The organism is Chitinophaga sp. NPDC101104, assembly GCF_050277495.1.
Taxonomy (GTDB): domain Bacteria; phylum Bacteroidota; class Bacteroidia; order Chitinophagales; family Chitinophagaceae; genus Chitinophaga.
On sequence record NZ_JBNNSF010000003.1, the window covers coordinates 343,270 to 369,521 of the forward strand.

The 26,252-nt window shown below is 56.1% G+C and carries 20 protein-coding genes; 14 read left to right on the plus strand and 6 right to left on the minus strand.

Going from position 1 to position 26,252, the window contains the following annotated elements; translation table 11 throughout:
• Positions 1 to 243 precede the first annotated feature (243 nt).
• Positions 244 to 870, minus strand: a complete 627-nt coding sequence (locus tag ACQKLP_RS23210; protein WP_427325362.1) for a hypothetical protein — start codon at positions 868 to 870, stop codon at positions 244 to 246.
• A gap of 25 nt (positions 871 to 895) precedes the next feature.
• On the opposite strand from ACQKLP_RS23210, the gene ACQKLP_RS23215 reads away from it, so the two are divergent.
• The 4 genes from ACQKLP_RS23215 to ACQKLP_RS23230 all read left to right on the plus strand — a co-directional run bounded on the left by ACQKLP_RS23215 (position 896) and on the right by ACQKLP_RS23230 (position 8,344).
• Entirely contained in the window at positions 896 to 1,750 is an 855-nt protein-coding gene (locus ACQKLP_RS23215; RefSeq protein WP_427325363.1) for a FecR family protein, read from the plus strand.
• A gap of 71 nt (positions 1,751 to 1,821) precedes the next feature.
• Complete coding sequence (locus tag ACQKLP_RS23220; protein ID WP_427325364.1) at positions 1,822 to 5,262, plus strand: SusC/RagA family TonB-linked outer membrane protein; 3,441 nt, start codon at positions 1,822 to 1,824, stop codon at positions 5,260 to 5,262.
• 10 nt (positions 5,263 to 5,272) lie between these two features.
• Positions 5,273 to 6,970 (plus strand): SusD/RagB family nutrient-binding outer membrane lipoprotein, encoded by a 1,698-nt coding sequence (locus ACQKLP_RS23225; RefSeq protein WP_427325365.1) that lies wholly within the window; start codon positions 5,273 to 5,275, stop codon positions 6,968 to 6,970.
• 24 nt (positions 6,971 to 6,994) lie between these two features.
• Positions 6,995 to 8,344, plus strand: coding sequence for a PhoPQ-activated pathogenicity-related family protein (locus tag ACQKLP_RS23230; protein WP_427325366.1), 1,350 nt, complete (start codon positions 6,995 to 6,997; stop codon positions 8,342 to 8,344).
• Positions 8,345 to 8,399: 55 nt separating this feature from the next.
• Here the strand turns inward: ACQKLP_RS23230 and ACQKLP_RS23235 are convergent, their stop codons facing one another.
• Positions 8,400 to 9,128 (minus strand): phytanoyl-CoA dioxygenase family protein, encoded by a 729-nt coding sequence (locus tag ACQKLP_RS23235; protein ID WP_427325367.1) that lies wholly within the window; start codon positions 9,126 to 9,128, stop codon positions 8,400 to 8,402.
• 301 nt (positions 9,129 to 9,429) lie between these two features.
• Between ACQKLP_RS23235 and ACQKLP_RS23240 the strand changes: the two genes are divergently transcribed.
• Complete coding sequence (locus ACQKLP_RS23240) at positions 9,430 to 9,642, plus strand: dodecin family protein (RefSeq protein WP_427325368.1); 213 nt, start codon at positions 9,430 to 9,432, stop codon at positions 9,640 to 9,642.
• Positions 9,643 to 9,693: 51 nt separating this feature from the next.
• Here the strand turns inward: ACQKLP_RS23240 and ACQKLP_RS23245 are convergent, their stop codons facing one another.
• The 3 genes from ACQKLP_RS23245 to ACQKLP_RS23255 form a co-directional block, all read right to left on the minus strand.
• Positions 9,694 to 10,074 carry a VOC family protein gene (locus ACQKLP_RS23245; protein WP_427325369.1) on the minus strand — a complete coding sequence of 127 codons (381 nt, stop codon included), beginning with the start codon at positions 10,072 to 10,074 and terminating at the stop codon, positions 9,694 to 9,696.
• Between the two features lie 159 nt (positions 10,075 to 10,233).
• A complete protein-coding gene (locus ACQKLP_RS23250; protein WP_427325371.1) occupies positions 10,234 to 11,049 on the minus strand; it encodes an AraC family transcriptional regulator in 816 nt (271 codons plus the stop codon).
• 38 nt (positions 11,050 to 11,087) lie between these two features.
• Positions 11,088 to 11,804 (minus strand): hypothetical protein, encoded by a 717-nt coding sequence (locus ACQKLP_RS23255; protein WP_427325372.1) that lies wholly within the window; start codon positions 11,802 to 11,804, stop codon positions 11,088 to 11,090.
• Positions 11,805 to 11,926: 122 nt separating this feature from the next.
• Here ACQKLP_RS23255 and ACQKLP_RS23260 point away from each other — a divergent pair, with 122 nt between their 5' ends.
• The 7 genes from ACQKLP_RS23260 to ACQKLP_RS23290 all read left to right on the plus strand — a co-directional run bounded on the left by ACQKLP_RS23260 (position 11,927) and on the right by ACQKLP_RS23290 (position 22,317).
• Positions 11,927 to 12,820 carry an SDR family NAD(P)-dependent oxidoreductase gene (locus ACQKLP_RS23260; RefSeq protein ID WP_427325373.1) on the plus strand — a complete coding sequence of 298 codons (894 nt, stop codon included), beginning with the start codon at positions 11,927 to 11,929 and terminating at the stop codon, positions 12,818 to 12,820.
• A gap of 254 nt (positions 12,821 to 13,074) precedes the next feature.
• The gene (locus ACQKLP_RS23265) at positions 13,075 to 13,674 is read left to right on the plus strand and encodes an RNA polymerase sigma factor (protein ID WP_427325374.1); all 600 of its coding nucleotides are present in this window, start codon (positions 13,075 to 13,077) and stop codon (positions 13,672 to 13,674) included.
• A 97-nt stretch (positions 13,675 to 13,771) separates the two neighbouring features.
• Positions 13,772 to 14,935: a FecR family protein gene (locus ACQKLP_RS23270; RefSeq protein ID WP_427325375.1), complete on the plus strand. Its 1,164-nt coding sequence runs from the start codon at positions 13,772 to 13,774 to the stop codon at positions 14,933 to 14,935.
• A 187-nt stretch (positions 14,936 to 15,122) separates the two neighbouring features.
• Positions 15,123 to 18,425 (plus strand): TonB-dependent receptor, encoded by a 3,303-nt coding sequence (locus tag ACQKLP_RS23275; protein ID WP_427325377.1) that lies wholly within the window; start codon positions 15,123 to 15,125, stop codon positions 18,423 to 18,425.
• Between the two features lie 29 nt (positions 18,426 to 18,454).
• The gene (locus ACQKLP_RS23280) at positions 18,455 to 20,032 is read left to right on the plus strand and encodes a RagB/SusD family nutrient uptake outer membrane protein (RefSeq protein WP_427325378.1); all 1,578 of its coding nucleotides are present in this window, start codon (positions 18,455 to 18,457) and stop codon (positions 20,030 to 20,032) included.
• 139 nt (positions 20,033 to 20,171) lie between these two features.
• Positions 20,172 to 21,242: a carbohydrate-binding family 9-like protein gene (locus ACQKLP_RS23285; RefSeq protein WP_427325380.1), complete on the plus strand. Its 1,071-nt coding sequence runs from the start codon at positions 20,172 to 20,174 to the stop codon at positions 21,240 to 21,242.
• Positions 21,235 to 22,317, plus strand: a complete 1,083-nt coding sequence (locus ACQKLP_RS23290; protein WP_427325382.1) for a family 10 glycosylhydrolase — start codon at positions 21,235 to 21,237, stop codon at positions 22,315 to 22,317. Before ACQKLP_RS23285 ends, ACQKLP_RS23290 begins: the two co-directional genes overlap by 8 nt.
• Before the next feature lie 23 nt (positions 22,318 to 22,340).
• Here the strand turns inward: ACQKLP_RS23290 and ACQKLP_RS23295 are convergent, their stop codons facing one another.
• Positions 22,341 to 23,000, minus strand: a complete 660-nt coding sequence (locus ACQKLP_RS23295) for a hypothetical protein (RefSeq protein ID WP_427325383.1) — start codon at positions 22,998 to 23,000, stop codon at positions 22,341 to 22,343.
• A gap of 134 nt (positions 23,001 to 23,134) precedes the next feature.
• On the opposite strand from ACQKLP_RS23295, the gene ACQKLP_RS23300 reads away from it, so the two are divergent.
• Positions 23,135 to 24,565, plus strand: a complete 1,431-nt coding sequence (locus tag ACQKLP_RS23300) for a Gfo/Idh/MocA family oxidoreductase (RefSeq protein WP_427325384.1) — start codon at positions 23,135 to 23,137, stop codon at positions 24,563 to 24,565.
• Between the two features lie 348 nt (positions 24,566 to 24,913).
• Positions 24,914 to 26,251: a glycoside hydrolase family 2 TIM barrel-domain containing protein gene (locus tag ACQKLP_RS23305; protein WP_427325386.1), complete on the plus strand. Its 1,338-nt coding sequence runs from the start codon at positions 24,914 to 24,916 to the stop codon at positions 26,249 to 26,251.
• Position 26,252: the final 1 nt, after the last annotated feature.

A 26,252-nucleotide genomic window follows, 5' to 3' on the forward strand; every position in this document is an offset into this window, starting at 1 on the left:
ACGAAATTTAGCATGTAAATGCAGTTAACTTATAAATAGTGGGGGCACTTCCGGCATAGGCCCCATCTCAGCAATCAGACAATCGACATTCAAAGTACAGATGACCGAAATTACATCCCATATGATCCAGCGTTACTTCCGGAACGAATGTACGGAAGCGGAAACGGCTATGGTAAGGGCGTGGTTGTTGCAGCATCCTGACGCGCTGGAGCAATACATTACCGAAGAGCAATGGGACCAGTTTCATCCGGAGGGCCGTTTGCCCGAGGGGATTTCCGCATCGATGTACGGGCAGATCGAAGCACATATCGAAGCATCCGGTGATGGATGGAACAAAGAAGCAAGGACTGTAGGTGACGATGGATTAAGCAAGTGTGAATTTGATGATGAAGTCAATAAAGAAGCCGGGTTCGCATCCGGTGATGGATGGAACAAAGAAGCAAGGACTGTAGGTGATGATGGATTAAGCAAGTGTGTATCTGATGATGGAGTCAGCAATGAAGCAGGCTTCGCATCCGTTGATGGATGGAACAAAGAAGCAAGGACTTTAGGTGATGATGGGTTAAGCAAGTGTGTATATAATGATGGAGTCAGCAATGAAGCTGGGTTCGCATCCGGTGATGGATGGAACAAAGAAGTAAGGACTGTAGGTGATAATGGATTAAGCAAATGCGCTTTTGATGATGAAGTCAGCAATGAAGCCGGGTTCGCATCCGGTGATGGATGGAATAAAGACGCAAGGATTGTAGGTGATGATGGATTAAGCAAGTGTGTATTGGATGATGGAGTCAGCAATGAAGCCGGGTTCGCATCCGGTGATGGAATGGGCAACGCATCAAGGAATGCATCAGATGATAACAGGCGCTCCACAGCAAGTGTTGCATCTGATGAATGGATGCCGAATTCCCTCGGCGGAGAACGCAGCAACGAAGCTCACCGCCCCAGGAGCCGCTGGGACCGGGGATGGCGCCTCCCCGCCGTAGCAGCCATGCTGGCAGCAGCCGTCGCTACCTGGTATTTGACCCGTCCCGCCGCAAAACCCGTCGTGGCAGAAAACCATGATGCCGGAACGCCCGCCGGGTTCCTGGAAAACACCACCGGCAAACCCCTCTCGCACCGGCTCCCCGACGGCTCCGGCGTACTCCTCCAACCAGGCGCTTCCCTCCGTTACAAAAATCCATTCCCCACCCATCAAAGAAATATCACCCTGTCCGGCAAAGCCCGGTTCGACGTAGCCCGGAACCCCGCACCATTCACCGTCTCCGCCGGCAAAACGAACACCACCGCCCTGGGCACCGTCTTCGAAATCACCTCGGTCCCCGGTAAACCCACCACCGTGCTCCTCATCAGCGGAAAAGTGAAAGTGCAGGCAGGCAACGAAAAAGATATCATCCTCCGCCCCGGAGAGCTCCTCCGGTACGATGCGCATCTTCAATCCCTACAAGTCTCCCGGCCAGCGCCCCCCGCCCGCAAAAGCCCCGCCCTCGCCGCCATCCCATCCCCCAAAGAAATGATTCCTACAACCGCCATCATACATTTCGACAATACACCGCTCACAACACTCTTCCGGCAACTGGAATCCCGCGAAAACCTGCACGTGCTGTACGACCCGGCACTGCTGCGCGACAGGTATTTCACCGGATCGTTCAACAGCGGTAAAGAATCCCTGGACAATTTCCTGCAGACGATCGCCGTGCTGAATAACCTGCAGATACGCCACTCGGGCGACAGCTTGCTGATCTCCCCCTAAACATCACCCGTACCGCACCCGGCAGCACCACTGCGCAGGGCGCATCCTATACTCTTAAAATCATTACCGATATGAGACCTCATTTACGCTCTATTTCGGGAAAGGCCTTCCTTTTGCTGTTGCTGTGCTGGAACATCACCACCTCCGCACAAACCACCGCCACCCCATCCGTAACCGGCATCGTCCGGAACGAAGCCATGCAGCCGGTAGAAGGCGTTGCCGTAGAATTGTTCAACGAATCGGCCCGCGCACTCGGGCAAGCCGTCACCAACGATAAAGGCGTTTTCGTCATGACGAAAGTCCCGCCCGGCGGCCCGTATTATTTCGTGTTCTCGCACGTAGCCTACATGCGCGACACCTTGCGCAACTACACCATCCAGGATGCCGCAAGGGCCACGCTTTCCGTGGTGCTGAAAGAGAAAAGCCGCGAACTGGGCGCCGTCACCGTCACCGCCCTCGGCATCAAAAGGGCCACCCGCTCACTGGGGTACTCGGTGGAAGAGCTCGGTTCCCGCGAATTCAACCGCGTAACGCAGGAAAATTTCCTCAACGCCATGTCCGGGAAAATGGCCGGCGTCACCATCAGCAGCACCGGCGGAACGGGGTCTTCCGTAAATATGGTCATCCGCGGCGCCACTTCGCTCAGCAGCGACAACCAGCCGCTGTTCGTCATAGACGGCGTACCGGTCGCTAATACCCTCAACAATATCAGCGAGATCGGCAGCAACAACAAAGTAGACTACGGCAACGCCATCTCCGATATCAATATGGACAATATCGAAAGCGTGACCGTGCTCAAAGGCCCCAGCGCCGCGGCACTGTACGGCTCCCGCGCGGGCAACGGCGTTGTCATTATCACCACCAAAACCGGCCGGAAAGTAGACCGGTTAACGGTCAACGCCGCGCAGAACGTCGTTTTCGACATCCCTTACAAATATCTCCAATGGCAAACCAAATTCGGGTCGGGGCAATTTTCCGGCATCCCGGTTTCGCGGAGCGGCAATTTGCTCACCAATCCCTTCGGCTCCCTCGTCTCTGAAAACATCGATGCCACTTACGGCGCACAGCTCGATATGGGTTATGAGGAAGTGCAGTGGAACAGTCCGCTGGATGCCAACGGGAAAAAAGTCGCCAAGCCGCTGGTATCTTACCCGGACAATGCGAAGAATTTCGTGAACACGGGCATCACATCCGCTTCCAATCTTTCTATCGCCAACAATAACGACCTGATCGCCTACCGGATGTCGTACGCGAACATGACGAACAAAGGCATCATCCCCAATACCGACCTTTTCCGCAACGCACTCAACCTGAACGCCACGATGCGCCTCCACCAGAAGCTGAGCGTGAGCGCGAACGTCGATTACAGCCGGAGCAATTCCAATAACCGCCCCGCCGGCGACCGCGGTACCAATCCCCTGCAATGGCTTTACAGCCTCAGTCCACACATCAATATCAACGACCTGCGCGATTACTGGATGCCGGGGCAGGAAGGGATCCAGCAGCGAACGCAGTCGAACGGCGTATTCAATAATCCCTGGTTCCTTGCGTACGAAGTGCAGAATGGCTTCGTGCGCGACCGTGTTTTCGGGAACATTCATGCCGACTGGCAGATCACGCCGCACCTGAGCCTCATGGTCCGCTATGCGCTGGATACTTACCGGGAAGAACGCGAAACGAAGATCGCCAGCAGTTACCTCGATTCGCGCAACGGTGCTTACGGTGTCATCGGGATCAGTCATATGGAACGGAATACGGATGCGTTGCTGACCTACAAACAACGCGCGGGACAATTCGATTTTTCCGTGTCCGCCGGCGGCAATCTGCGCTATCAAACGGGCAAAACCGTCAGCAATACGAATAAACCCGGCACCGGGCTCATCGTTCCCGGCGTGTTTACCCTGCAAAACATCCTGCCCGAAAACCTCGATGCCTGGACGAGCCGCTACGAAAAAGGCGTGCACAGCGTGTACGGTACCGCCAACGTCGGCTACCGCGACCGCGTTTATCTCGACATAACGGGCAGAACAGACTGGTCGAGCACCCTGCCGGACGCGGCGCCGTATTTCTACCCCAGTGCTTCGCTGAGCGTGCTGGCCGATAAACTGGCGGGATGGGACCATCGCAACGTGAACATGATCAAGCTGCGGGCGGGCATTGCAAAAGTGGGCAACGACGCCTCGCCCTACCAACTCCAGGCGGTACTGAACAACGCCGGCGCCTGGGGGAATATCCCGCGGCTCGGCACTTCGGGCACGCTGCTCAATCCTTATCTTAAACCCGAAATCGCGACGTCGTACGAAGTGGGAACGGATGTGGTTCTTTTCAAAGACCGGTTCCGGTTCAATTTCACGTATTATGTCGTGGAAAATAAAAACCAGATTTTCAGCACCAAAATCCCGCCGTCGTCGGGGTATTCGAGCAAGAACATCAACGCCGGATTGCTGCGCAGCCGCGGCGTGGAAGTGACGCTAGGCGGAACGCCGGTGCTGAAAAAGGATTTCCGGTGGGACGTAAACCTCAACCTCACGCGCAACCGCACCCGGATCGCCAGTCTTACAGAAGATATGCCGTATTACGTGTTGTGGGAAGAAGGGCGTGGCGGCGCCTGGACGTATGTCGGCGAAGACATCGGCGATATTTACGATGCGGAACTGGTGACGGTGAAGGACGAGAAATCTCCGTATTTCGGGTATCCCATCCTCGATGCGGTCGGCAAATGGCAGGCGATCGACGCGCAAAATACCCGCAACAAGATCGGCAACTTCAATCCTGATTTCATTCTCGGCGGTCAAACCACGATCAGTTATAAACGTTTTTCGCTGGCGATGACTTTTGACTGGCGGAACGGCGGCGATTTTGTGTCGCAAACCTATCGTTACGGGGAAGAGCACGGCAATTCACAGCGTTTCCTCGACAAGCTGATCAACCCGGGCAACATGCGTGGCGAAGAGCTGGCCAACTACCTGAAAGCCAACCAGGACAGGCTGATCCGCGTCAACGGGAATTATTTCCCGCTGGTGGGCGGGCCCACGCCGGAATATAACGGGTATCCCTTTACGTATGGCCCGTATACATTGCCGTACGGCGGCGTATTCATTCCCGGGGTACGCCCAACGGGGTTCGATCCGCAGGGCAATCCGACCGGTTTCGCTGAAAATCTCGGCGGACCGGGAACGCTGACGCTGCCGTATGCAGGCAGTACCACCTGGTCTTTCACCCGTGCGTTCCTGTTTCCCGCGTCGTACCTGAAATTGCGGGAAGTGGCGCTGTCTTACGACATCCCCGGCAACATCGTGAAGCGCATCGGGGCGAGGAGCGCTGGATTTTCCGTGTACAGCCGCAACATTATTTTGTGGACGGCGGCCAAGATCGGCGTGGACCCGGAACAGGCGTACCAGCCGGCTTCGGGCGTGCAGGGATCGGGGATCCAGTTCAAGCAGGGTATAGAACGGTATAACGTAACGCCCTGGTCGATCCCGATCGGTTTCAAACTTAACCTGACATTTTAAATTATTCGACATGAAAAGCAGACAGACCCTCATCGTATGTTGCCTCCTGATGCTTGCGGGCCCATCGTGCCGGAAGCACCTCATGTCGCTCAACGAGAATCCCAACGGCGCCAATCCCGACAAAACCAATCCCAGCTTCGTGCTGTCTACCGTGCTCACCGAAACGGGGAAGAATTACGTGAACCTCGGGTTCCAGGACCTCGCCGGCGTGATGCAGCATACGCAGAAAGACGGATGGGTAGGCACGCACAACGAATACGACTGGGGCGGCAGCAACAGCTGGACGGCCTATTACGACATCCTCCGCAACAACCAGCTGGTGCTTGAAAAAGCCAAGGCAGCGGGTTTTGAGTTGCACGAAGGTGTGGCGCTGGTGATGAAAGCCATGCTGTTCGGCCTGTTGACCGATCTTTACGGAGACGTCCCCTACAGCCAGGCGCTCCGCGGCGACCAGGAAGGCCCCGGCAACGCCGCTCCCGCCTGCGACCCCCAGCAGCAGGTCTACACCGGTATCCTGCAAGACCTCGACCGCGCCAATCAACTCCTGTCCAAACCTAAAAACCAATACACCGCACCCATCGATCTCGTAGACGTCTATTATCAGGGCGACCCCGCCAAATGGCGGAAAATGGCCAATTCCCTCGCGCTCCGCTATTACATGCGCCTCGCAGAAAAATTGCCCGCCGTGGCCAGGCCGGGCATCGAAAAAATCGTAGGGGCGCCGGACCAGTACCCGTTGATCCTCAATGCGTCAGACGACGCTACCATGGCTTTCATCGGCACGAGCGACGCGGATTCCTGGCCCGTTAACGCCACGTACGACCGCGAAGCCGGCAGCCGCTACCGCCGCATCAAAATGTGCAGTACATTCGTGAATATGCTGCAATCGCTCGGCGATCCGCGGCTGGGCGTCTGGGGAAAGAAAGTGGAATGTTTTCTTTTGGTGGACGACACGAAGCCCGCCGGCACAGGGAACATCTATCAACCGCGGGATACCATCGTGAACGGCGAGCCGCGCAAGGTTCGCTACATCTCGCCCGATGTGCTGGCTTCCCGGGGGCTCACGCCGGCAGACATCGATCAGGACGTGGATTACGTGGGGCTTCCGCCCGCGCTGGCCGGTCCTGCGGTGTACAACATGAGCAACGATGCGGCGCAGGCATCCACCAACGCACATGTGTCGTGGCTGAACGATATTTACAAGGAGGCGAAAGGCCCCTTATTGAAAGCGCGCTTCATTTCCGCGGCGGAAGTTCATTTCATCCTGGCCGAAGCCGCCCTGAAAGGTTGGGCCGCAGGCGATGCGGAAACGCATTACCGCAAAGGGATCGAAGCGTCTTTCACAACCTGGGGCGTGACGGCGAAATTGGCGGCCTACCTGGCCGGCCCGGCCGGAACTTTCCAGGGAACGCAGCGGCAGATCATCGAACAGAAATGGATCGCGGCATGGACGAACGCCACCGAAGCCTGGGCGGATTATAAACGCACCGGTTTCCCTGTGCTGACCGCTGGTCCCAATGCGAAAGGGCCCGTGGTACCCGTCCGTTTTTACTATATGCTCGACGAAAGAAACCTGAACAACACCAATATCATGGCCGCCGCGGCAAAACTGGAGATAACCACTTATTCCGCCTTCGGCGCCAACGGTCCGCAGAACAGCCCCTGGTCGAAACCCTGGGTTATCAGCGGCACCGGCAAACCCTGGTAAGCAACCCGAAAATTCCGATGCATTATGAGATACAGCATGTTGAAAACGCTTAACATTTTCCTGGTAGCCGTTCTGGCGGCAGGTGCCGCCCGCGCACAGGTGACGCCCGAAACCGCCCTCCGGTCGTACCTCAACAACGACGACAAATCGTTCCAATGGACCGTCCGCGACTCGTTCGAAGTAGCCGACATCACTGCTTATTCCGTAGCCCTCACGTCGCAACAATGGCGCGAGCATACCTGGAAACACCAGCTGATGGTTTTTGTCCCGAAAACGGTGAAACATAACGGCGCTTTGCTGTTCATCACCGGCGGATCTTTGAAAGACGGGGAGCCGCGGTGGACGGGCGCCAACGATAAATTGTACCAGGCCATCGGCCAGATCGCGCACGACCGGCAGGCCATCACGGCCGTGCTGCGGCAAACGCCCAATCAGCCCCTGTACAACGATCTCACCGAAGACGCGTTGATTTCCTACACCCTGCACAATTTCAAACAGTCGAAAGATTACACCTGGCCGCTGCTGTTCCCGATGGTGAAAAGCGCCGTTCGCGCGATGGACGCCGTGCAGGAACTTTCCCGCAGCCGCGCCTCCAAACCCGTGGAAAAGTTCGTGGTGGCGGGTGCTTCCAAGCGCGGGTGGACCACCTGGCTCACCGGCGCCAGCGACGGCCGCGTCAAAGCCATCGCCCCGATGGTGATCGATATCCTGAACATGCCCAAAAGCCTCGACTACCAGATCGAGACCTGGAAAGAATACAGCATCCAGATCGAGGATTATGTAAAACTCGGCATCCCGCAACAGACGGGCACGGCGGAAGGAAAAGCCATTACCGCGATGGTAGACCCGTACAGCTACCGCAAACAGCTGGACATGCCGAAAATGCTGTTCATGGGCACGAACGATGAATATTGGGTGGTCGATAACGTAAAGAATTATATCAATGACATCCCCGGAAAATATCTCCTCAATTACGTCCCGAACGCCGGGCACAATATGGGCGACGGAAAGCAGGTGATGAACGGGCTGAGCGCCTTTTTCGGCATCACTTTCAACGGACAGCACTACCCCGAATGCAGTTATACCGTGAAGAAGAAAGGCAAGGAAGTGACCCTCAACATCAAGGCTACTTCCGATAAACTGGAAGACGTGGTGGTTTGGACGGCAACTTCGCCCGACCTGGATTTCCGCAACGACAAATGGACGTCCACAAGCCTGGGGATTTCCGCGACGTCGAACGTTTCGGTGTCGCGCCCATTGCCGGCAACGGGTTACCAGGCATTTTACGTAGACCTGAAATACAGCCAGGAGAAAGGGGATCCTTACACGGTGAGTACCCGCGTGTTCCTGACAGACACGGAAAAAGTCCGGTAAATAAATACGCCTTGGGATCGGCAAGGGGGACTTCCAGGCGGAGGTCCCCTTTTTTTTATGCGAAGGTCCCCGGCAGCAATTCCGACCACTGCATCCCTTCCGGCAGCACGCTGTTGCTGAATTCGATGTGGATAACGCGACGGCGGCGGTTATTGGTGGTGCGCCCCGAAGCGTGCAGCAGCAAAGGGCGCATGAGCATCACGCCGCCGCGGGGTACGGCGCAGGAAACCTCCGTTTCCCGCTGCCAGTCGATCGTTTCAGGACGGTAGACGCCTTTGCGGTGGGAGCCGGGCACCACGCGCAGCGCGCCGTTGTGCTCGTCTGTATCGTCGAGGTGGATGCGCAGCGTAAGATTGTTTTCAAGCATTTCAAGCGGCGGCTGAACGGCGAACTGCCCGGGCTTCACCGTCCAGGGGCCATAGCCTTCCGCGTCGGATTTTTTATCGACCGAAATGGTGAGGTCCTGGTGGTAGGACACGAACCAGTTCGATTCCGGGGGCTTGTCGAAATAGATGGATTTAACGGGGCGATGACCGCTTCCGGCAAAAGTTTCCACGAGTTGCAACAATGCATCGGTGAGCACGAGCGGCTGAACGGCGGGGACCTCGTGCAGGAAGCGCCGCACGGCAAACAGATCGGCCGATTTGCGGAAAGTGGGCTGGGAATGGTCTGTTGCATCGATGGCGTGGACGATCGCTGCGATCTGATCGTCGGAGAACAGCGGCTGCGTGATGGCGAAGCCGTTTTCGGAAAATTGTAAGGCAGAAGGGAAGCCGGAAATCATGGTTAAAAATAAGCATTCGGCCGATACATCGCCTCCATTGCATTCAGGACTATCTAAAATCTTACAAATATTATAACCGCGTAATGTATTCGACCTGTAATCCGCATACAGGGCGCGGACCGGGGCGGCAGGTCAACACTTTTTGGGGGGATGTGTTATATATTTCCGGGAAAGAACAGCCGCCAAACGCTTTGCGGATCAATTCCCTGCATGGCTGAAAGCCGCTACGGCAGCTGGGGTTGGCTTGTTTTGTGTGCGCATTCCCTTGTCAGTTCCATTCATCACCATTTAAATCTGCATTATGCCTATCGTAAAAGTCATCGAGATCATCGCGTCGTCAGAAAAAAGCCTGGAAGATGCGATCCGTAATGCTGTTACGGAAGTGAGCAAAACCATTCATAACGTGGATTCCGTGTACGTGAAGGATATCAAGGTGCATGTGAAAGACGGTCAGATCACTACGTTCGGCTGCATTTGCAAGGTTTCTTTCCGGATAGACGAAGCGAACCGCTAAAACAGCACGGCCGAAACGGCCAGCCCCATCGGGAACTGGCCGGATATTGATTTATTGTGCAGGCGGGGCGTACGTCACGATGTCGATCCCGATGCCGTTGGGGTCTTCGATGGCGAAGTGCCGGTCGCCCCAGGGCTCGTTGCGCAATTCAATGCGGATCGTAACGCCTTTGGATTTCAATTCCTTATACATTTTATCGACTTCATCCACCTCGATCGTCAGGTATACGCCCTGGCCGCCGAACGCTGGCTGGAACAGCGGTTGCTGCGACGGATGTTTCGGCAGCAGGAAGCTGATTTCCGCGGCATGGCCCGGTGTGTGCATGAGCAGGTAGAATTCGTTTTCGAACGTTACGCCGAAACCCAGTGTTTCGGTGTAGAATTTTTTTGTTTCCGCGAGTTTGGGCGTAATGATCCCGGCGTTCATTTTCATGGTCGGAGGTTTTGTGGTTTTTTGTGCGAATAGCGGTAAGGAGAAAAGCAGCATGGCCGCCAGTAAGAAATGTTTCTGCATGATGTTCGGTTGTTAGAAGATGACGGTACAAAGTTCGGCCGGTACCGTCCGGGATCATAGTACAAAACGGACATAATGCTACCTTCCCCATGCCTGGCCGGGCGTAAGGCCGTAAAACCGCCTGAATTCGCGGATGAAATGGGATTGGTCGTAATAACCGGCGTCGAAGAAAAGCTTGTCTTCCCGCAGGCTCCGCAACGAAGGCTTGGCCTGCAATATCCGCTGGAAACGGACGATGCTGCTGAAGGCTTTGGGCGTATCGCCGACGTATTGCCCGAACATGCGGCGTAGTTGCCGCGGGCTGATCCCCGTCTGGATCTCCTTTTCCAGTTGAATGGTGCCGTTGTGGCGCAGGATGAGATCGAGGGCTTCGTAGAAGCGCCCGTCGGGACTGAACGTATTGCCACTGATGAGCCCGAGCAGGAGCTCGTCGAGCACCAGCGCCAGGGCTTCCGGTTGTTGGATGCCGGCGCACCGGTCGGCCAGTTGGCGGGTCAATTCCGGATCGATGGCGGCGAGGTGTTCCGTTTTCCCGGTAAATGCATCGGCCGGAATGTGGTAGAGTTGCGGAAAGATACCGGGGAGGAAACGGATCCCGGCGAAATGAAAATGCCCCGTCAGCGGAAACTCCGTATAGGCGTCAGAGATACCCATCAACCAGGTTTCGGCGGCGTTCCCCGGCGCAAAGAAAATATCCATGCAGCCATCGGCCACCACCCGGTACGGAAACGCTCCCACGGCCGCCTCATTCGTTTTCAGCTGCCAGTAACAATAAATATAAGGCTGCAGGGCAGGACAGGGAAGCATTTCCACATACGAAACCGCTTCGCCGGCCGCGGAAACCGCGGGCTGGACGGGTTTGTAGAGATCCCGGATATGGGTGAACGCTCGCATAATTGCCGATATAGCTGATTGCCGGCAAGGTAGCGAATCTACTCGAACCACAGGAAAATTTCCTCGCCGATGGCGTCGATCAACCCCTGATCTTTCACCCCGTCCAGCTTCCAGCCGCTTTTCATGCAGCGGATGATGCCAAGGTTTTCATCGTTCAGTGTGATCTCGAGCTGGTCGCACACGCCGTCGTGGCAGGTAGGGGAGATGGGGAACGCTTCGCCTTTGTACGTTTTTCCATCATACTCGAATTCCAGCGGAACGGGTTCCTTTTCCAGTTGTGCGATGATTTCCTGCAGCATTTTGACGAGCCGTTTGCGCTGGGTTTTGGCGGTGGCGCTCCATTTATTCCGATCGGCGCGTTTATGCGCCAGTTTATACTTCAGTCCGGTCATGGAGGTGGTGTAGTCGTTCGCGTTCAGTTTTCGAACGTGCTGGTGCGCGAGGATGTACCAGTGGTATTCCGTGCCGGTGGGCACGCCAGACCCTTCCGGGGCGCGGCCTGCGCGGCGTTTGGTAACGGCGTAGCTGATTTCCCAGAGGTCTGGGGTGATTTTGGTCTCCTTCCAGTCACCCGCGTCATATTTCCATTTGTGCGACCGGCCCACGCGCATGCCGGTATAATGTTGCCCTTCGAATTCCTTGAACTCGTCGTACGCTTTGCCGGCGTCTTTTTTCGCTTCCTTCTTTTTCGCTACCGGTTTGCTGCGGGTGGCGGGTTTCTTCTTCACGGGGGTTTTTCTTGTGGTTGTTGCCATGGTAGCCGTTTTACGGCAATCGTCCACATTTCATGCCACGACCAAGGCTGTTGGGGAATGGAATGGGGTTTGACGCGCATACCGGGTAAACGAAAGATTGATTCACATCAAAAACCTGCAACATGAAAAACGAACTGAACCCTTCCGGCCGGGGCTACGCACTGGTAACAGGGGGAACGAGCGGCATCGGGTACGAACTGGCGAAATTGCTTTGCCAAGACGGATACAATCTCATCCTGGTAGCACGCAGTGGCCAACGGCTGGAAGAAGTGTGCAACGAATTCCGCACACAGGGCGTAACGGCCATTCCGCTGGAGGCAGACCTCTTCCGGCCGGAAGCGGCCAAGGAGGTGTATGAAACGGTACGTGCGCAGAACCTGCCCGTGAGCATCCTGGTGAACAATGCCGGCCAGGGAGAACGGGGACCCTTTTGCCAGGTGCCGCTGCAACGGCACCTGGACATCATCCAATTGAACATTACCTCCGTCGTCACCCTCACCCGGCTCATCGCCTGCGATATGGTGGAACGCGGGGAAGGACGGATATTAAACCTCGCGTCGATCGTCTCTAAGTCGCCCGCCCCCGATTTTTCGGTGTATGCAGCATCGAAGGCTTTCGTGCTGTCGTTTTCCCAGGCCTTGAGCGTGGAGCTCGAAGGGACCGGCGTTTCGGTGACTGCCCTGGTGCCTGGCCGGACGGACACGGATTTCTTCTTCAAAGCGCATATGGATGATTCCAAAGAATACCAGGAGCATTCCCTGGCAGACCCGGCCGAAGTGGCCGCAGATGGTTACGATGCGCTCGTGAAAGGCGAATCCCGCGTGGTGTCTGGCGCACAAACGAAAATGATGATGGGCATGATGAACGCCAAACACGACGAGGCCAACGCCGAAACCATGCATGAAAACATGCAGCCGACCGACAAACCGGTAAACGAATGGCGGACACACTCTTCGCACGATGCATCGCAGCGGGAACGCGAACTGATCGGCAACGAACAGGGCGATATGCGGTAAGAACGGAAAAGGAAACAGGGGCGCCCCCGGCCGGGGGCGCTTTCGTTCTTGCGGGGGGCACCCCGAAATTTGGGAACGATCCCGCAATTTCCGGTCTTTTTATTTGGAGGGAAATGTCATGTTTGGGGGTGTGAAAATAGTATCAATTGATTCTCAGTCAGATATCCATGCAGATTCCCGCTAAAAAAGTTCTGCGGCAATTAGTTGAAATGTCGATAAATTTGTCGAGACCAATTTCAAGGGGATTAAACACGTTGTCTACGTCTATTCAATACGAGGAGGAATGGCTGAAAATGGCTGCAGATGGGGATGAGCTAGCGTTTACGCATCTTTTTCATGCATACAAGTTCAAGCTGTACGGCTTCATCAGCAAGCTGACCGGTTCGCCGGCCACGGCGGAGGATGTGGTGCAGGACGTATTCCTGAAGCTATGGAAAGACCGGAAGTCGCTCCGCGACGTGGATTCCTTCGGCAGTTATCTCTTCCGCATGGCACAAAACCACGCCATCAACGGTTTCCGGAAAATGGCGCGGGAAGAGAACGTCATCCGCCAGTTGCATACAGATGAAGCGCCGGCGCACAGTACCCCCCAGTCCCATATTTCCCTGAAAGAGACCCGCGAACTGTTGCACCAGGCCATTCAGCAGTTGCCGCCCCGTCAGAAAGCCATTTACCTCCTCAGCCGCGAAGAGGGCGTCAAGCACGAAGAAATCGCCCGGAGGCTGCAAATCACTACCGGTACGGTAAAAAACCACATGATCCAGGCGCTGCGCACCCTCCGCGAAACGCTCAGCCGGCACCCCCATTCCCTCGAAATCCTCCTGTTGCCCTGCCTCGTGTTTCCATTTTGTTAAATTTTTTTTCCCGACCACTATGCCTATCGCTTCCGGCGGTTGTCTTTATCTGTAGCAACGCTATGGGCGGGCTCACGTTATCTTAATTTTCAACCATATGTCTAACGCAAGGATCCAATATCTCGTCAACCGCTTTTTTGAGGGCGCCAGTTCGGAAGACGAACGGCAGGAGTTGGCCGACTGGGTAAACCGGTCTGCATCCGACGCGGCATTGCAATCGGTGCTGGAAGAAGCCTGGCGCAATTACGAGCCGTCGGCGCCCGACCGGCAACTTGGCGAAGCCGCCATGGAGCGCGTATACGCACGGATTTCCGACGAAACGGACCGTACAAGGATGCGCATCGCCTGGTGGAAACCCGCCGCTGCGGCCGCTGTGCTGTTCCTGGCGGGCCTTGGCATCTGGAAAGGTACAAGAACGGCGCAGGAGCCCCTCGCAAACGTACAGGAAGAAGTCGCCAACGATGTAATGCCCGGCGGTGAAAAGGCCGTGCTCACCCTCTCCAACGGCCGTCAGATCGTGCTCGATAGCGCGGCCAACGGGCTCCTGGCGCAGCAGGGCGGCACTTCCGTCAATAAACTGTCTAACGGCCAGCTCGTTTACGACGGCGAAGACAACCGGGAAGGGGAAATCGTATATAATACCATGACTACGCCCCGCGGCGGCCAATACCGCCTCACCTTGCCCGATGGCACGAAAGCCTGGCTCAATTCCGCTTCCTCCATCACTTTTCCCACCGCGTTCGCGGGAGCCTCGCGCAGCGTGACGATCACCGGTGAGGTATATCTCGAGGTGGCGAAAGACGAGAAGATGCCCTTCACGGTAAAAGCAAATGGGGTAGACATTGCCGTATTGGGCACGCATTTCAACGTAAGCGCGTATCCCGAAGACGGCGCCGTGCGCACCACGCTGCTGGAAGGGAAAGTGAAAGTCTCCACCGCCGCAGGTTCCCGCACCATCGCCCCGGGCGAGCAGGCGCAGGCCGGCAACGGCAGGCTGGACGTGCATCAGCACGTAAACCTCGACCAGGTGATGGGATGGAAGAACGGACGGTTCGTGTTCGAAGGGGAGCCTATCGCCCGCGTCATGAACCAGCTTTCCCGCTGGTACGATGTGGAGGTGGGAGATATAGAACAGGTAGACGATCGTTTCTACCTCGATCTGCCCCGCAGCAAAAAACTCTCCGATGTGCTGAAGGCGCTCGAATTAACAGGAAAAGTCAAATTTAAAATAGAAGGCAAAAAAATCGTCGTTATGAAGTAAAACACCACGTACGCAGGTACCGGACATAAAAACGCCCTGCCTGGTCCGCAGGGCGCTGAAGGTCTGAGTACTAAAAACAGTCCACTCTGATAGAAAGTTTATTGAATCACTCAAACTATGCAAATCTATGCATTTAAAGCTCCTTTATGCCTTCCTGCCGGAGGGTATTAACAAAAAATTGCGGATCATGAAACTCACCGCTTTGTTCCTGTTGTCTGCATGTATGTGCGTGAGCGCCAAAACGCTCAGTCAACAGGTGACTATTTCGGAGAAGAACGCTCCCCTGGAAAAGGTGTTCCGGGAGATCAAGCGCCAGACCGGCTTTTCTTTCGTGTACACGGCCAAACAACTCGAAAAGGCCGCGCCGGTTACGCTCTCCGTGAAAAACCGTCATATCAGCGAGGTGCTGGAAGCCTGCTTCCGGAATCAGCCGCTGGTATTTACGCTGCTGGACGATGTGGTGATCGTGAAAGAAAAAGCTGCTTCCGCAGCAGCCCGTTCGGAAATTCCCGATGCCAAACCGCTCATGCAAATTAAAGGCAAAGTGACCGACGAAAAGGGTGAACCGCTTCCCGGCGCCACCATTCAGATCAAAGGCACCCAACGCGGTACTGTTACCGACGGCGAAGGGAACTTCCAGCTGCAGGCAGACGCCGGCGCCGTTCTCCTCGTTTCCCAAATGGGTTTCGAAACCCTGGAATTGCCCGCGACCGAAAACATGAAGATCGTCCTGAAACCGAAGCAATCCGACCTGGAAGCCGTAGTTGTAGTGGGTTACGGCACCCAGAAGAAAGTGAACCTCACCGGCTCCGTAGCCGCCGTAACTTCCAAGCAATTGGCCGACCGCCCGGTAACCAACGTAGCCAGCGCCCTGCAGGGTACCATGGCCGGCGTGGCCGTAACGGCAGCCAACAGCGGCCAGCCTGGTAAAGACGGTGGCGTCATCCGCGTTCGCGGTATCGGCACGCTGAACAATTCCAGCGCCATGGTGGTGGTAGACGGTGTGATCTCCAGCATGAACAATGTGAACCCCGACGATATCGAATCCATTTCCGTACTGAAAGACGCCGCCTCCGCATCCATCTACGGTTCCCGTGCGGCCAACGGCGTGATCCTCATCACCACCAAGAAAGGAAAGAAAGGCGCGCCTCAGATCGTATTCAATACTTATGTAGGCAAGCAAAAAGCCACCGCGCTGCCCGACTTCCTGCCCTCCTGGCAATCGGCATCCCTGTACAACCAGGCCCAGTTGAACCAGGGCAATGCGGCTTACTATAAACCGGAAGAGATCCAGAAATTCAAAGACGGCTCCGATCCTTTCAACTACCCCAACACCGATTGGCTCGACCTCGCCTACCAGGGCTCCGGTATCCAGCAAAACTATTACCTTGGCCTCAGCGGAGGCAGCGAAACGGGACAATACTCGCTGTCGCTCGGGATGTTCGACCAGGCCGGTCTCGTAGAAAAAACCAATGCCAAACGCTACACCACCCGCTTCAACATCAGCCAGCAACTGAGCCAGCGCCTACGCGTTTCCGGTAACCTGGCCTACACTTACAACCCGGTGAAAGAACCGCAGTCCAGCTACCCCGGCGTGCCCGATTTCACCCAGATCATCCGCCAGTTCAACCGTATTTCGCCGACCGTACCGTACAAGTTCGCCAATGGCCACTACGGTTACATCGCCGATGGCAGCCCGGCCGCATGGCTGGAATCGCCCAGCTTCCGGAACGATAATACTTCCGATCTGCTCGGCAACGTGTCTGCCGACCTGGAAATCATCAAAGGCCTGCACTTCAAGCCTTCGCTGGCATATACCCAGCGTACGGTGCAGACCAAATCCTTCATCTCCGACATCCAGTACTACGACAAAAACGGTAATCCGACCATGTACCCCGGTCCCAACTCGCTGAAAGACGGCAGCCAGACCAACATGGTAGTGACCCACCAGGACCTCCTCGAATACGGTACCAGCTTCGGCAAACACAACCTGAAAGCCCTCGCCGGTTATTTCCAGGAATATACCAAATACACGTTCAACGAAGGTTTCCGGAAAAACTTCCTGAACAACAACCTCAGCCAGCTGAACCTCGGTTCGGCAGACGGGCAAACCACGGGCGGCTATGCATATGAGTCCGCACTGCAGTCGCTCTTCGGCCGTATCAACTACGATTACGACGGTAAATATCTCTTCGAAGCCAACATCCGCCGCGACGGTTCGAGCCGTTTCGCGAAGAAGAACCGCTGGGGCACGTTCCCTTCGTTCTCCGCAGGTTGGAACATCGATCGTGAAAACTTCTTCCAGGGCGTGAAGCAATATGTGACGGCGATGAAGCTGCGTGCTTCCTGGGGCGAACTGGGCAACCAGACGCTCGCCGACGATGGGGAAAACCCCGCAGCGCCGTTCTATCCTTACATCCCGATGTACTTCGGCAGCCAGAACTATGGTTTCGGCGGCGCTATCGCGCCGGGGATCTCCCTGCTTCGCGGCGCCAATGCCGACATCGTTTGGGAAACCACGGCAGAATCCAACGTTGGCCTGGACGCATCGATCCTGGGCGGCAAGGTGAACCTGACGGTAGACTGGTTCAAGAAACGTACCCGCGACATCCTCATCGAAGTGCCCGTGAGCGCCGTGTACGGCCTCAAACCGCCTGCGCAGAACGCCGGTATCGTGGTGAACAAAGGCTGGGAATTCACGGTAGGGTATAGCGACAGCAAGGGCGACTTCAACTGGGGCGCCAACGGTAACGTATCGTTTATCCGCAACAACATCGAGAAATTCATTTCCAGCGGCCCCTCCGGCTATACGATCAAACAGGAAGGATTGCCCATCAATGCATTCTGGGGTTACATCGCCGACGGCATCTTCCAGTCGAAAGCCGAAGTGGACGCCCACGCCAAGCAGAACGGCAATACGAATGCAGGTGATATCCGTTACCGCGATCTCAACGGCGATAACGTCATCGATACCAAAGACAAGACCTATATCGGCAACTATTATCCGAAAGCTACCTACGGCCTTACGCTCAACGGTGGTTGGAAAAGTTTCGACCTGACGGTGTTCTTCCAGGGCGCTGCAGGCGTTAAAACCTACATCGACGGTGGTAAACTGGGTAACGTCAGCACTTCGGCCGGCAAGCCTACTTCGGCCCTCCTCGATACCTGGTCTCCCGAGAACCCGGGCGCTTCCCTTCCCAGGATCCTTTACACCTGGAAGCAGAACGATCAGTCCAGCATGCCTTCTTCCTTCTGGGTGAAAGACGCTTCTTACCTCCGCCTGAAAAACCTGCAGCTCGGGTACACCTTGCCTGAGAATATGCTCCGCCGCATCGGCATCAAGCGTGCAAGGGTTTATTACAGCGGCCAGAATATCCTGACCTTCAGCGGTCTGTACAAATGGGTGGATCCCGAAGCACCGAGCTCTTCCAGCATCTACTACTATCCGCAGGTGAAAGTGAATACGCTGGGCCTGAACGTAACATTCTAACGGAAGGTATCATTTAAAAAAACTGACAAATGAAAAGGAAGAACTTCATCATATTAACTGCAATATCTGCCGGAGCCCTCCTCTCGGCATGTAATAAAGATTTCCTGGAACGCACGCCGCTGGACGCGTACAGCAACAACGTGCTCTGGAAAACGGAATCCGACGCCCTGGCTGCGCTCAATGGCTGCTATAAAGATTGGGAAGACGCGGAAAACCTTATCTACATGGATTGCGTGTCGGACAACGCCTACAACCAGTATTTCTGGGAAGGGTTCACGGCCCACGGCAATGGCGATGCCACCCCGTCTGACCCCGACGCCAAAAACCGCTTCACCTATACCACCATCCAGAAATGCAACAACTTCCTGGAGAATGTGGACCAGGTGAAAATGGACGATGCCAAAAAGAACCGCATGAAGGCCGAGGCCCGCTTCCTGCGCGCGTATAAGTATTTTACCCTGACACAGCTATATGGCGATGTTCCGCTGGTAACCAAAACGGTAACCATGGATGAAGCCAATACGATCAAACAAGCCCCTCAGGCCGAGGTGCGCCAGTTCATTCTCGAGGAGCTGGCCGCCATCGCGCCGCAGCTGGAGGTAACCGCTGCCGACAAGGGCCGCGTCACCCGTGGCGCTGCGCTGGCCCTCCGTGCGCGTCTCGAACTGTTCATGGCCAAATATGACGACGCCATCGCCGACGCACAGAAAGTAATGCAGCTCGGCTATCAGTTGTACCCCGTGTATCCCGACCTTTTCAGGATTCAGCACGAAAACAACGCCGAAGTGATCCTCGACCTGCAATACATGGAAAACACCCTTTCCAATGGCTGGCTCGGCATCATGCCGTCGTCTGGCTACGGCGGATGGGGCTCTATCAGCCCCACGCAGGAACTGGTGGACGCTTATGAAATGAAGAACGGGAAGCTGATCACCGAAGCCGGCTCCGGCTACGATGCCGCCAATCCCTACGCCAACCGCGATCCCCGCCTCCAGGCTTCCATCGTGGTTCCCGGCCAGCAATACGGCGGCAAATTCTACGATCCGATCGATCCCGAATCCGGCGATTACTACCAGGGCGATAACAACGCCAAAACCGGTTACCTCTTCCGCAAGTTCACCTACGACCTGAACGATTTCGCGGATATGTGGAACACGGGCCAGAACGCGATCTTCATCCGCTACGCGGAAGTGCTGCTCACTTACGCCGAAGCGAAGATCGAGAAAGGCCAGATCGACCAGAGCGTGTACGACGCCATCAACGACGTTCGTAACCGCGCCGGAATGCCCGATGTGGACCAGACGGTATACACCGGCCAGGCGAAAATGCGCGAACTGGTACGCCGTGAAAGAAGGGTGGAACTGGCGCTCGAAGGCCTCCGCTGGTACGATATCCAGCGTTGGAAAATCGGTGACCAGGTGCGGAAAGGCGCCATCCACGGCGTTCGCCCCGGAAAGGTAGATCCGAACACCGGCGCGCTCACCCTCACCGGCACCAACGTGGTGGTGGAAACCCGGAAGTTCGACGCATCCAAAAACTACCTGTGGCCCATCCCGCAGAAAGAAATCGATGTGAACAGGAACCTGAAACAGAATCCGAATTATTGATAAAACCCATAGGTGCTACTCTTTTTGTGACAGGCCCGCCGGTAAACGGCGGGCTTTTTTTATGCCGCCGGTACATGAAATCAGCCGTATGTCAGCACAGCCCGCCATCATCCCGCCCCATTCTTTATATTTAACCATAATGCAGCATTTACGGAATTTGGTTGCAGCGATGGCAGGCGGATGGATTTTGCTCCCCTTCGCCCTGCGCGCGCAACAGCACAGTGAACATTCGCGTGTATTTACGGACACGCCCCGCCATTACGTTTGCCACCACATTGCATCGCCTATGGACATCGATGGGAAAGACGGGGAAGCCGTGTGGAATAAAGCACCGTGGACGGATGATTTCATCGACATCGAAGGCCATCGCAAACCCGCGCCGCTTTATCGGACGCGCGCCAAAATGCTGTGGGACGAAAATTACCTCTACGTGTTCGCCGAACTGGAGGAACCGCATGTTTGGGGCAGCCTCCGCCAGCGCGACACTATCATTTATGCAGATAACGATTTCGAGATGTTCCTCGACCCCGACGGCAACGCGTATGAATATTTCGAGATCGAAGTGAATGCCCTCAACACCGTGATGGACCTGCTCATGCCCCGCGCCTACCGCGCCGGTGGCCGCGCGATCCTCAACTGGGACGTGCAGGGGCTGCAAACGGCCGTCCACATCAAAGGGACGCTCAATGATCCCCAGGATACAGACACCCGCTGGACGCTGGAGATGGCCATCCCGTTCCGTGCGCTGGCCGCGTATCATACCCGCATCGTGCCGCGCGACGGCAGCACCTGGCGCGTGAATTTTTCGCGGGTGCAGTGGCAGCACGAAGTGGAAGGGAATACCTACCGCAAGCGGAAGGGGACGCCGGAATACAACTGGGTTTGGTCGCCCCAGGGGATCGTGGACATGCATGCCCCCGAAAGATGGGGTTTCCTGCAGTTCACGACGAAATCACCGGGAGAAAAGGTACTTTACGCAGCGCCCGCCTGGGTGGAAGCGGAGGCCTTGCTTTGGGAGATTTATTACCGCCAGCACCGGTTCCGCCGGGAAAACGGGAAGTTCGCATCCACCATGAGCGAGCTGAAACTGGATAAGGAAAAGTTCGAAGTGGATATGGAAGCCACGGGCCGGCAGTTCTCCGCCATCATCCGGCAGGGCCGCCGCACCATCATTATCGACCAGGAAGGAAAACTCAACCGCTATGAATAAACGTCATTTTCTGAAGGCGCTCGGGCTGGGAAGCCTCGCGCTCATGGAACCCGGAATGTCCATCGCCGGCAACCGCGACGAGAACAAAAAGCCCAAAGCACCGGTACGCCATCGCATCTGGATCAACCCCAGCGAAAAAGATACCGACGCCGAACTGAAACAACGTTATGCGGAATACCGCGCCGCCGGCATCGGGGTGATCTATTTCGAGGAAGACAGCGAGCGCCATTTCCGTGCCGCAAAATCAGCCGGAATGGAAGCCCACCGCTGGTTCTGGACCATGAACCGCAACGAGCCCCAACTGCGCGAAAAACATCCCGAACTGTTTTCCGTGAACCGCAAAGGCGAATCCTGCGCGGACAAACCGCCGTATGTAGGTTACTACCGCTTCCTCTGTCCCAACCAGCCGGGAACGCTTCAATACCTCAAATCCAAAGCGGAAGAACAGGTCGCCAAAGATTATATCGACGGGCTGCACCTGGATTATGTCCGCTTCGTGGACGTCATACTCCCCGTGAACCTTTGGGCCAAATACCATATCGACCAGTCGAAAGAATTGCCGGAATACGATTTCTGCTATTGCAAAACCTGCCGGGACAAATATGCGGCCGTGTATGGAAAGGACCCGCTGGAAATGGCGCATCCGGACCAAAGTCCGTCGTGGCGCAAGTTCCGGTACGACAGCATCACGAACATCGTCCGGAATTTATCGGAGGTAGCCCATGCGAAGAAGAAACCCATCACGGCAGCCGTTTTTCCCACACCGGAAATCGCGAAGCGGATCGTCCGGCAAGACTGGACGAACTGGCCTTTGGACGCGGTTTGCCCCATGATCTACCACGGTTTTTACAATGAGAACGTACAATGGATCGGCGATGCGGTGGCGGAAGGCGTGAACGCGCTGAAAGGGAAATTCCCGCTTTACGCCGGGCTTTTCCTCCCGGATTTCCACGGCAACAACGACGATATCCGCAAAGCCATCCGCCTCGCGATCGATAACGGAGCCGCTGGCGTGTCGATATTCGGATCGGTGAGCCCCCAGCTGCTGGCTATTCTCCGCGAAACTGCGGGATGATCCGCCAGGCGGGTGATTTCGTGTTACGGCGCGGGCGCGGCGGTTTTCAGCTGGCCGAGGGCGTCGCTGAACTGCCGGATGCTCACGGAATCGAGGCGGTTGGCGGGGTCTGACAGGAAGGTTTGAAGCGCCTGGCGGTATTCTTCCTGGTAAGATTCGTTCGACGGACTGGCGGCCAGTTGATTGCGGGCGCGGTCTACCGCCTCGCGGTTGGAAGCGATGATGCGCATTTTGCCGTACATGGATTCGTCGGCCATGATCACGATGTTTTCCTCATACCCGGGGATGTATCTGGTAACGAAAACCTGTCCGGGCGGCGGGATGAGAATTTCGTTGCGGATAGGCCAGATGGCGGCAGACATGGACGAGAAGCCCGTTTTCACATCTTTGCCGCCGGCTTTGGCGATGACGGCGTATTCGAAGATGTACTGATCGTTGAGGGTGGAATTGGTTTGGGTGGCCTGGATGACGACGGCTGTGCCCGGCGTGCCCCAGGTCTGGAGGAACCAAGCGTTCAGGAACGAAGCGCAGAAAATGTTGGCGATTCCGAGCAGGAAACCCGGAACGAGCAGCCACAAGCGGCGCAACAATACCGCGAGCCCCGCAAAAACAGCGAGGATAATAAAGAACGACCAGGCAGGATGCTGGCTCAGGAAATACAATACAGCAGATATGGCTTTCATTTTATATCGGTTTTTCAGTGGTGAAAGGCGCAATCCCCCGCGCCCGCATAATTATTTCTCCACTCCTGCAAAAACTGTGCGAATACTGGATTTTATTTCTGTATCTTGTTTTTGCAATCGAATGAAATAATTGTATGATGCATAACGAATACTCCCGGAGGAAGTTCCTCCAACAGGCCATGATGGCCTCTGCTGCTCTCGCAACGCCCGGCATTCTCATGGCCAGTGGCGGCGCCCGGCCCCGCAGGATCGGGGCCAACGAAAAAGTGAACCTGGCCTGCATCGGTATCGGCAACCGGGGAGGAGAAATTATCCGCGAACTGCATAAAACCGGATTGGCCAACATCGTAGCACTGTGCGACGTAGACATGGGCGCTCCCCATACCCTGGAAATCATGAAAATGTTCCCGGACGTGCCCCGGTTCCAGGATTTCCGGCAGATGTTCGACAAAATGGGCAAAAAGATCGATGCCGTTTCCGTCGGCGTTCCCGACTTCGCGCATTTCCCCATCACCATGATGGCCATCGGCCTCGGCATTCACGTCTATGTCGAAAAGCCCATGGCGCGCACCTTCCAGGAAGTGGAGCTCATGATGAAAGCCGCCCGCAAACATCCGAAAGTAGTGACCCAGATGGGCAACCAGGGCCATTCCGAAGCCAACTATTTCCAGTTCAAAGCCTGGACGGAAGCCGGGATCATCAAAGACGTCGACAAGATCGTTGCACATATGAACTCGCCCCGCCGCTGGCACGGATGGGATACGAATATCAAATCCTTCCCCGCCACCGAGCCCACGCCCGAAACGCTCGACTGGAACGTTTGGCAGATGCAGACGCAGGGGCACACCTATAATAAGGATTTCGTCAACGGCCAATGGCGCTGCTGGTTCGATTTCGGTATGGGCGCCCTCGGCGACTGGGGCGCGCACATCCTCGATACCGCCCACCAGTTCCTCGACCTGGGCCTGCCCCACGAAGTGGATCCCATCAAGCTGACGGGCCACAACAATTTCTTCTATCCCATGTCTACCACGCTTTCGTTCAAATTCCCCGCACGCAAACAAATGCCCGCGGTGGATGTGATGTGGTACGACGGGGTAGACAACCTCCCGCCGATCCCCGCCGGCTACGGCGTTTCCGGCCTCGATCCGAACATTCCGCCCCCGAGCACCGGCACCATCAAACCCGCCAAGCTCAACCCCGGCAAGATCATCTACAGCAAAGACCTCACGTTCAAAGGCGGTTCGCACGCATCTACGCTTTCCATCATCCCTGAAGAAAAAGCGAAGGAGATGGCCGGCAAACTGCCCGAAGTGCCCAAAAGCCCTTCCAATCACTACGCCAACTTCCTGCTGGCATGCAAAGGCGAGGAAAAGACCCGTTCTCCTTTCGAGATCGCCGGCCCGCTCAGCCAGGTGTTCTGCCTCGGCGTAGTGGCGCAGTGGACAGGCCGTAAGATCCAGTTCGACCGCGAAAAGAAAATCATCACCAACGACAAAGCGGCCAATGCGCTCCTCGTGGGCCCGCCCCCGCGCAAGGGTTGGGAACAATATTACAAGGTGTAACCACCTGGGAGGCGGCTTTCGGGCCGCCTTTTTTTATGTTGAAAAGGACGGTACGTTCATTTTTCTGAGAAACGAAATGTTGTTCAGTGGCGGCTTTCAGGTCGCCATTTTTATGTGCTGATGGATTTCGATTTCATGTATCCGGTGCTGTGGTGGTTTGTGTGATAAAACGCATCCCCCCTCCGCATTATATTATGAGGTGTAACACCGATGAAGAACTCGCCGGGCTACCATTTGCTTTATATTCAAACGAGTAACACGGCATCTGTCGTATACCCGCCGTACTACTCGAATGAGTAGTCTTTTGAGGCCCCTCAATGCGCTAATTTTCCTTCCGCAAACAAACGGATGCAGATACGGAAAATTTTGACCTGGATGGGGGCGTTTGCAGCCCTGCTGGCCGTTGCGGCGTGGAGCATGCCGTTGCTGAACGGTGGCGGGCCGCTGGCGCAGCCGTTGCGGTATAAGGGAAAGGTACATATCCGGCAGGATGGCGCGAATTATACGCTCTACCGGAACGGGCGCCCGTTTTTTGTGCAGGGCGCTTCCGGCAGGGGAGACCTCGCTTCGCTCGCCGCGGCCGGCGGCAACACGGTCAGAACTTATGACACCGTCAACCTCCGCGCGTTCCTCGACGAAGCCCAAAGCCATGGCCTCGCCGTGATCGCAGGATTGCCCATTCCTTCGAGCCCTTATGAAAAGTTTTTTTACCGGGACAAACGCAAGACGGATTCGCTGGAGGCGGGCGTCCGCGCCGCCGTGCTTCGCTATCGCGATCATCCCGCGCTGCTCATGTGGTGTTTGGGGAATGAGCCGGTGATGACGTGGAAGCCCGGGCACAGGGGGTTTTATTCCACTTATAACCGCCTCCTGGCCACGGTCCACGAGCTCGATCCCGATCATCCCGTCACCACTACGCTTCCCAATTTCAATATCGCGCAGATCTGGATGATCCGGCAATGCGTGCCGGGGCTCGATGTGATCTCATTCAATACCTTCGGGCGGCTGCATGAACTGGACGAGCGGCTGGAACAGTTTTCCCGCATCTGGAACGGGCCTTTCCTCGTTGCGGAATGGGGCGCATACGGGCCATGGGAGGCGGAATACACCGCCTGGCAAGCGCCCGTCGAAAATACGAGCAGCAAAAAAGCGGAACAGTTACGCAAAATGGCGACCAAACTGCCATTGCAAAACCCCCGCTGCCTGGGCGCCCTCGCATTTTACTGGGGTTACCGGGAAGAAGCCACCGGCACATGGTTCAGCCTTTTCTCCACATCCGGCCAACCCACCGAATCCGTAGCGGCGCTCCGCGAAACATGGGGACGAAAAAACGCCAACACCACCTGGCCACTGATAAAATATATGCTCCTCGGCGGCAAAGGCGCCCGCGACAACATCCTGCTCACTCCCGGCAGCCGGCAAACGGCCAGTCTCTTCCTCGATGCTGCCAATCGTGCTCCCATCGCCACACTGGCATGGAAAGTGACGCAGGAAAACTGGTATCACAGCACCGGGCGGACGAAGAAACCCGATATTATGATCGACACCACCGTTCGCGTGGAAGACGGGCTGGAGTTGTCTTTCGTGACGCCCCGGCGCGGAGGGCCCTACCGGATTTTCGTACAGGTCACAGACCGGGAAGGGCACATCGCCACCGCCAATACGCCTTTTTATGTAGTAGAATAAA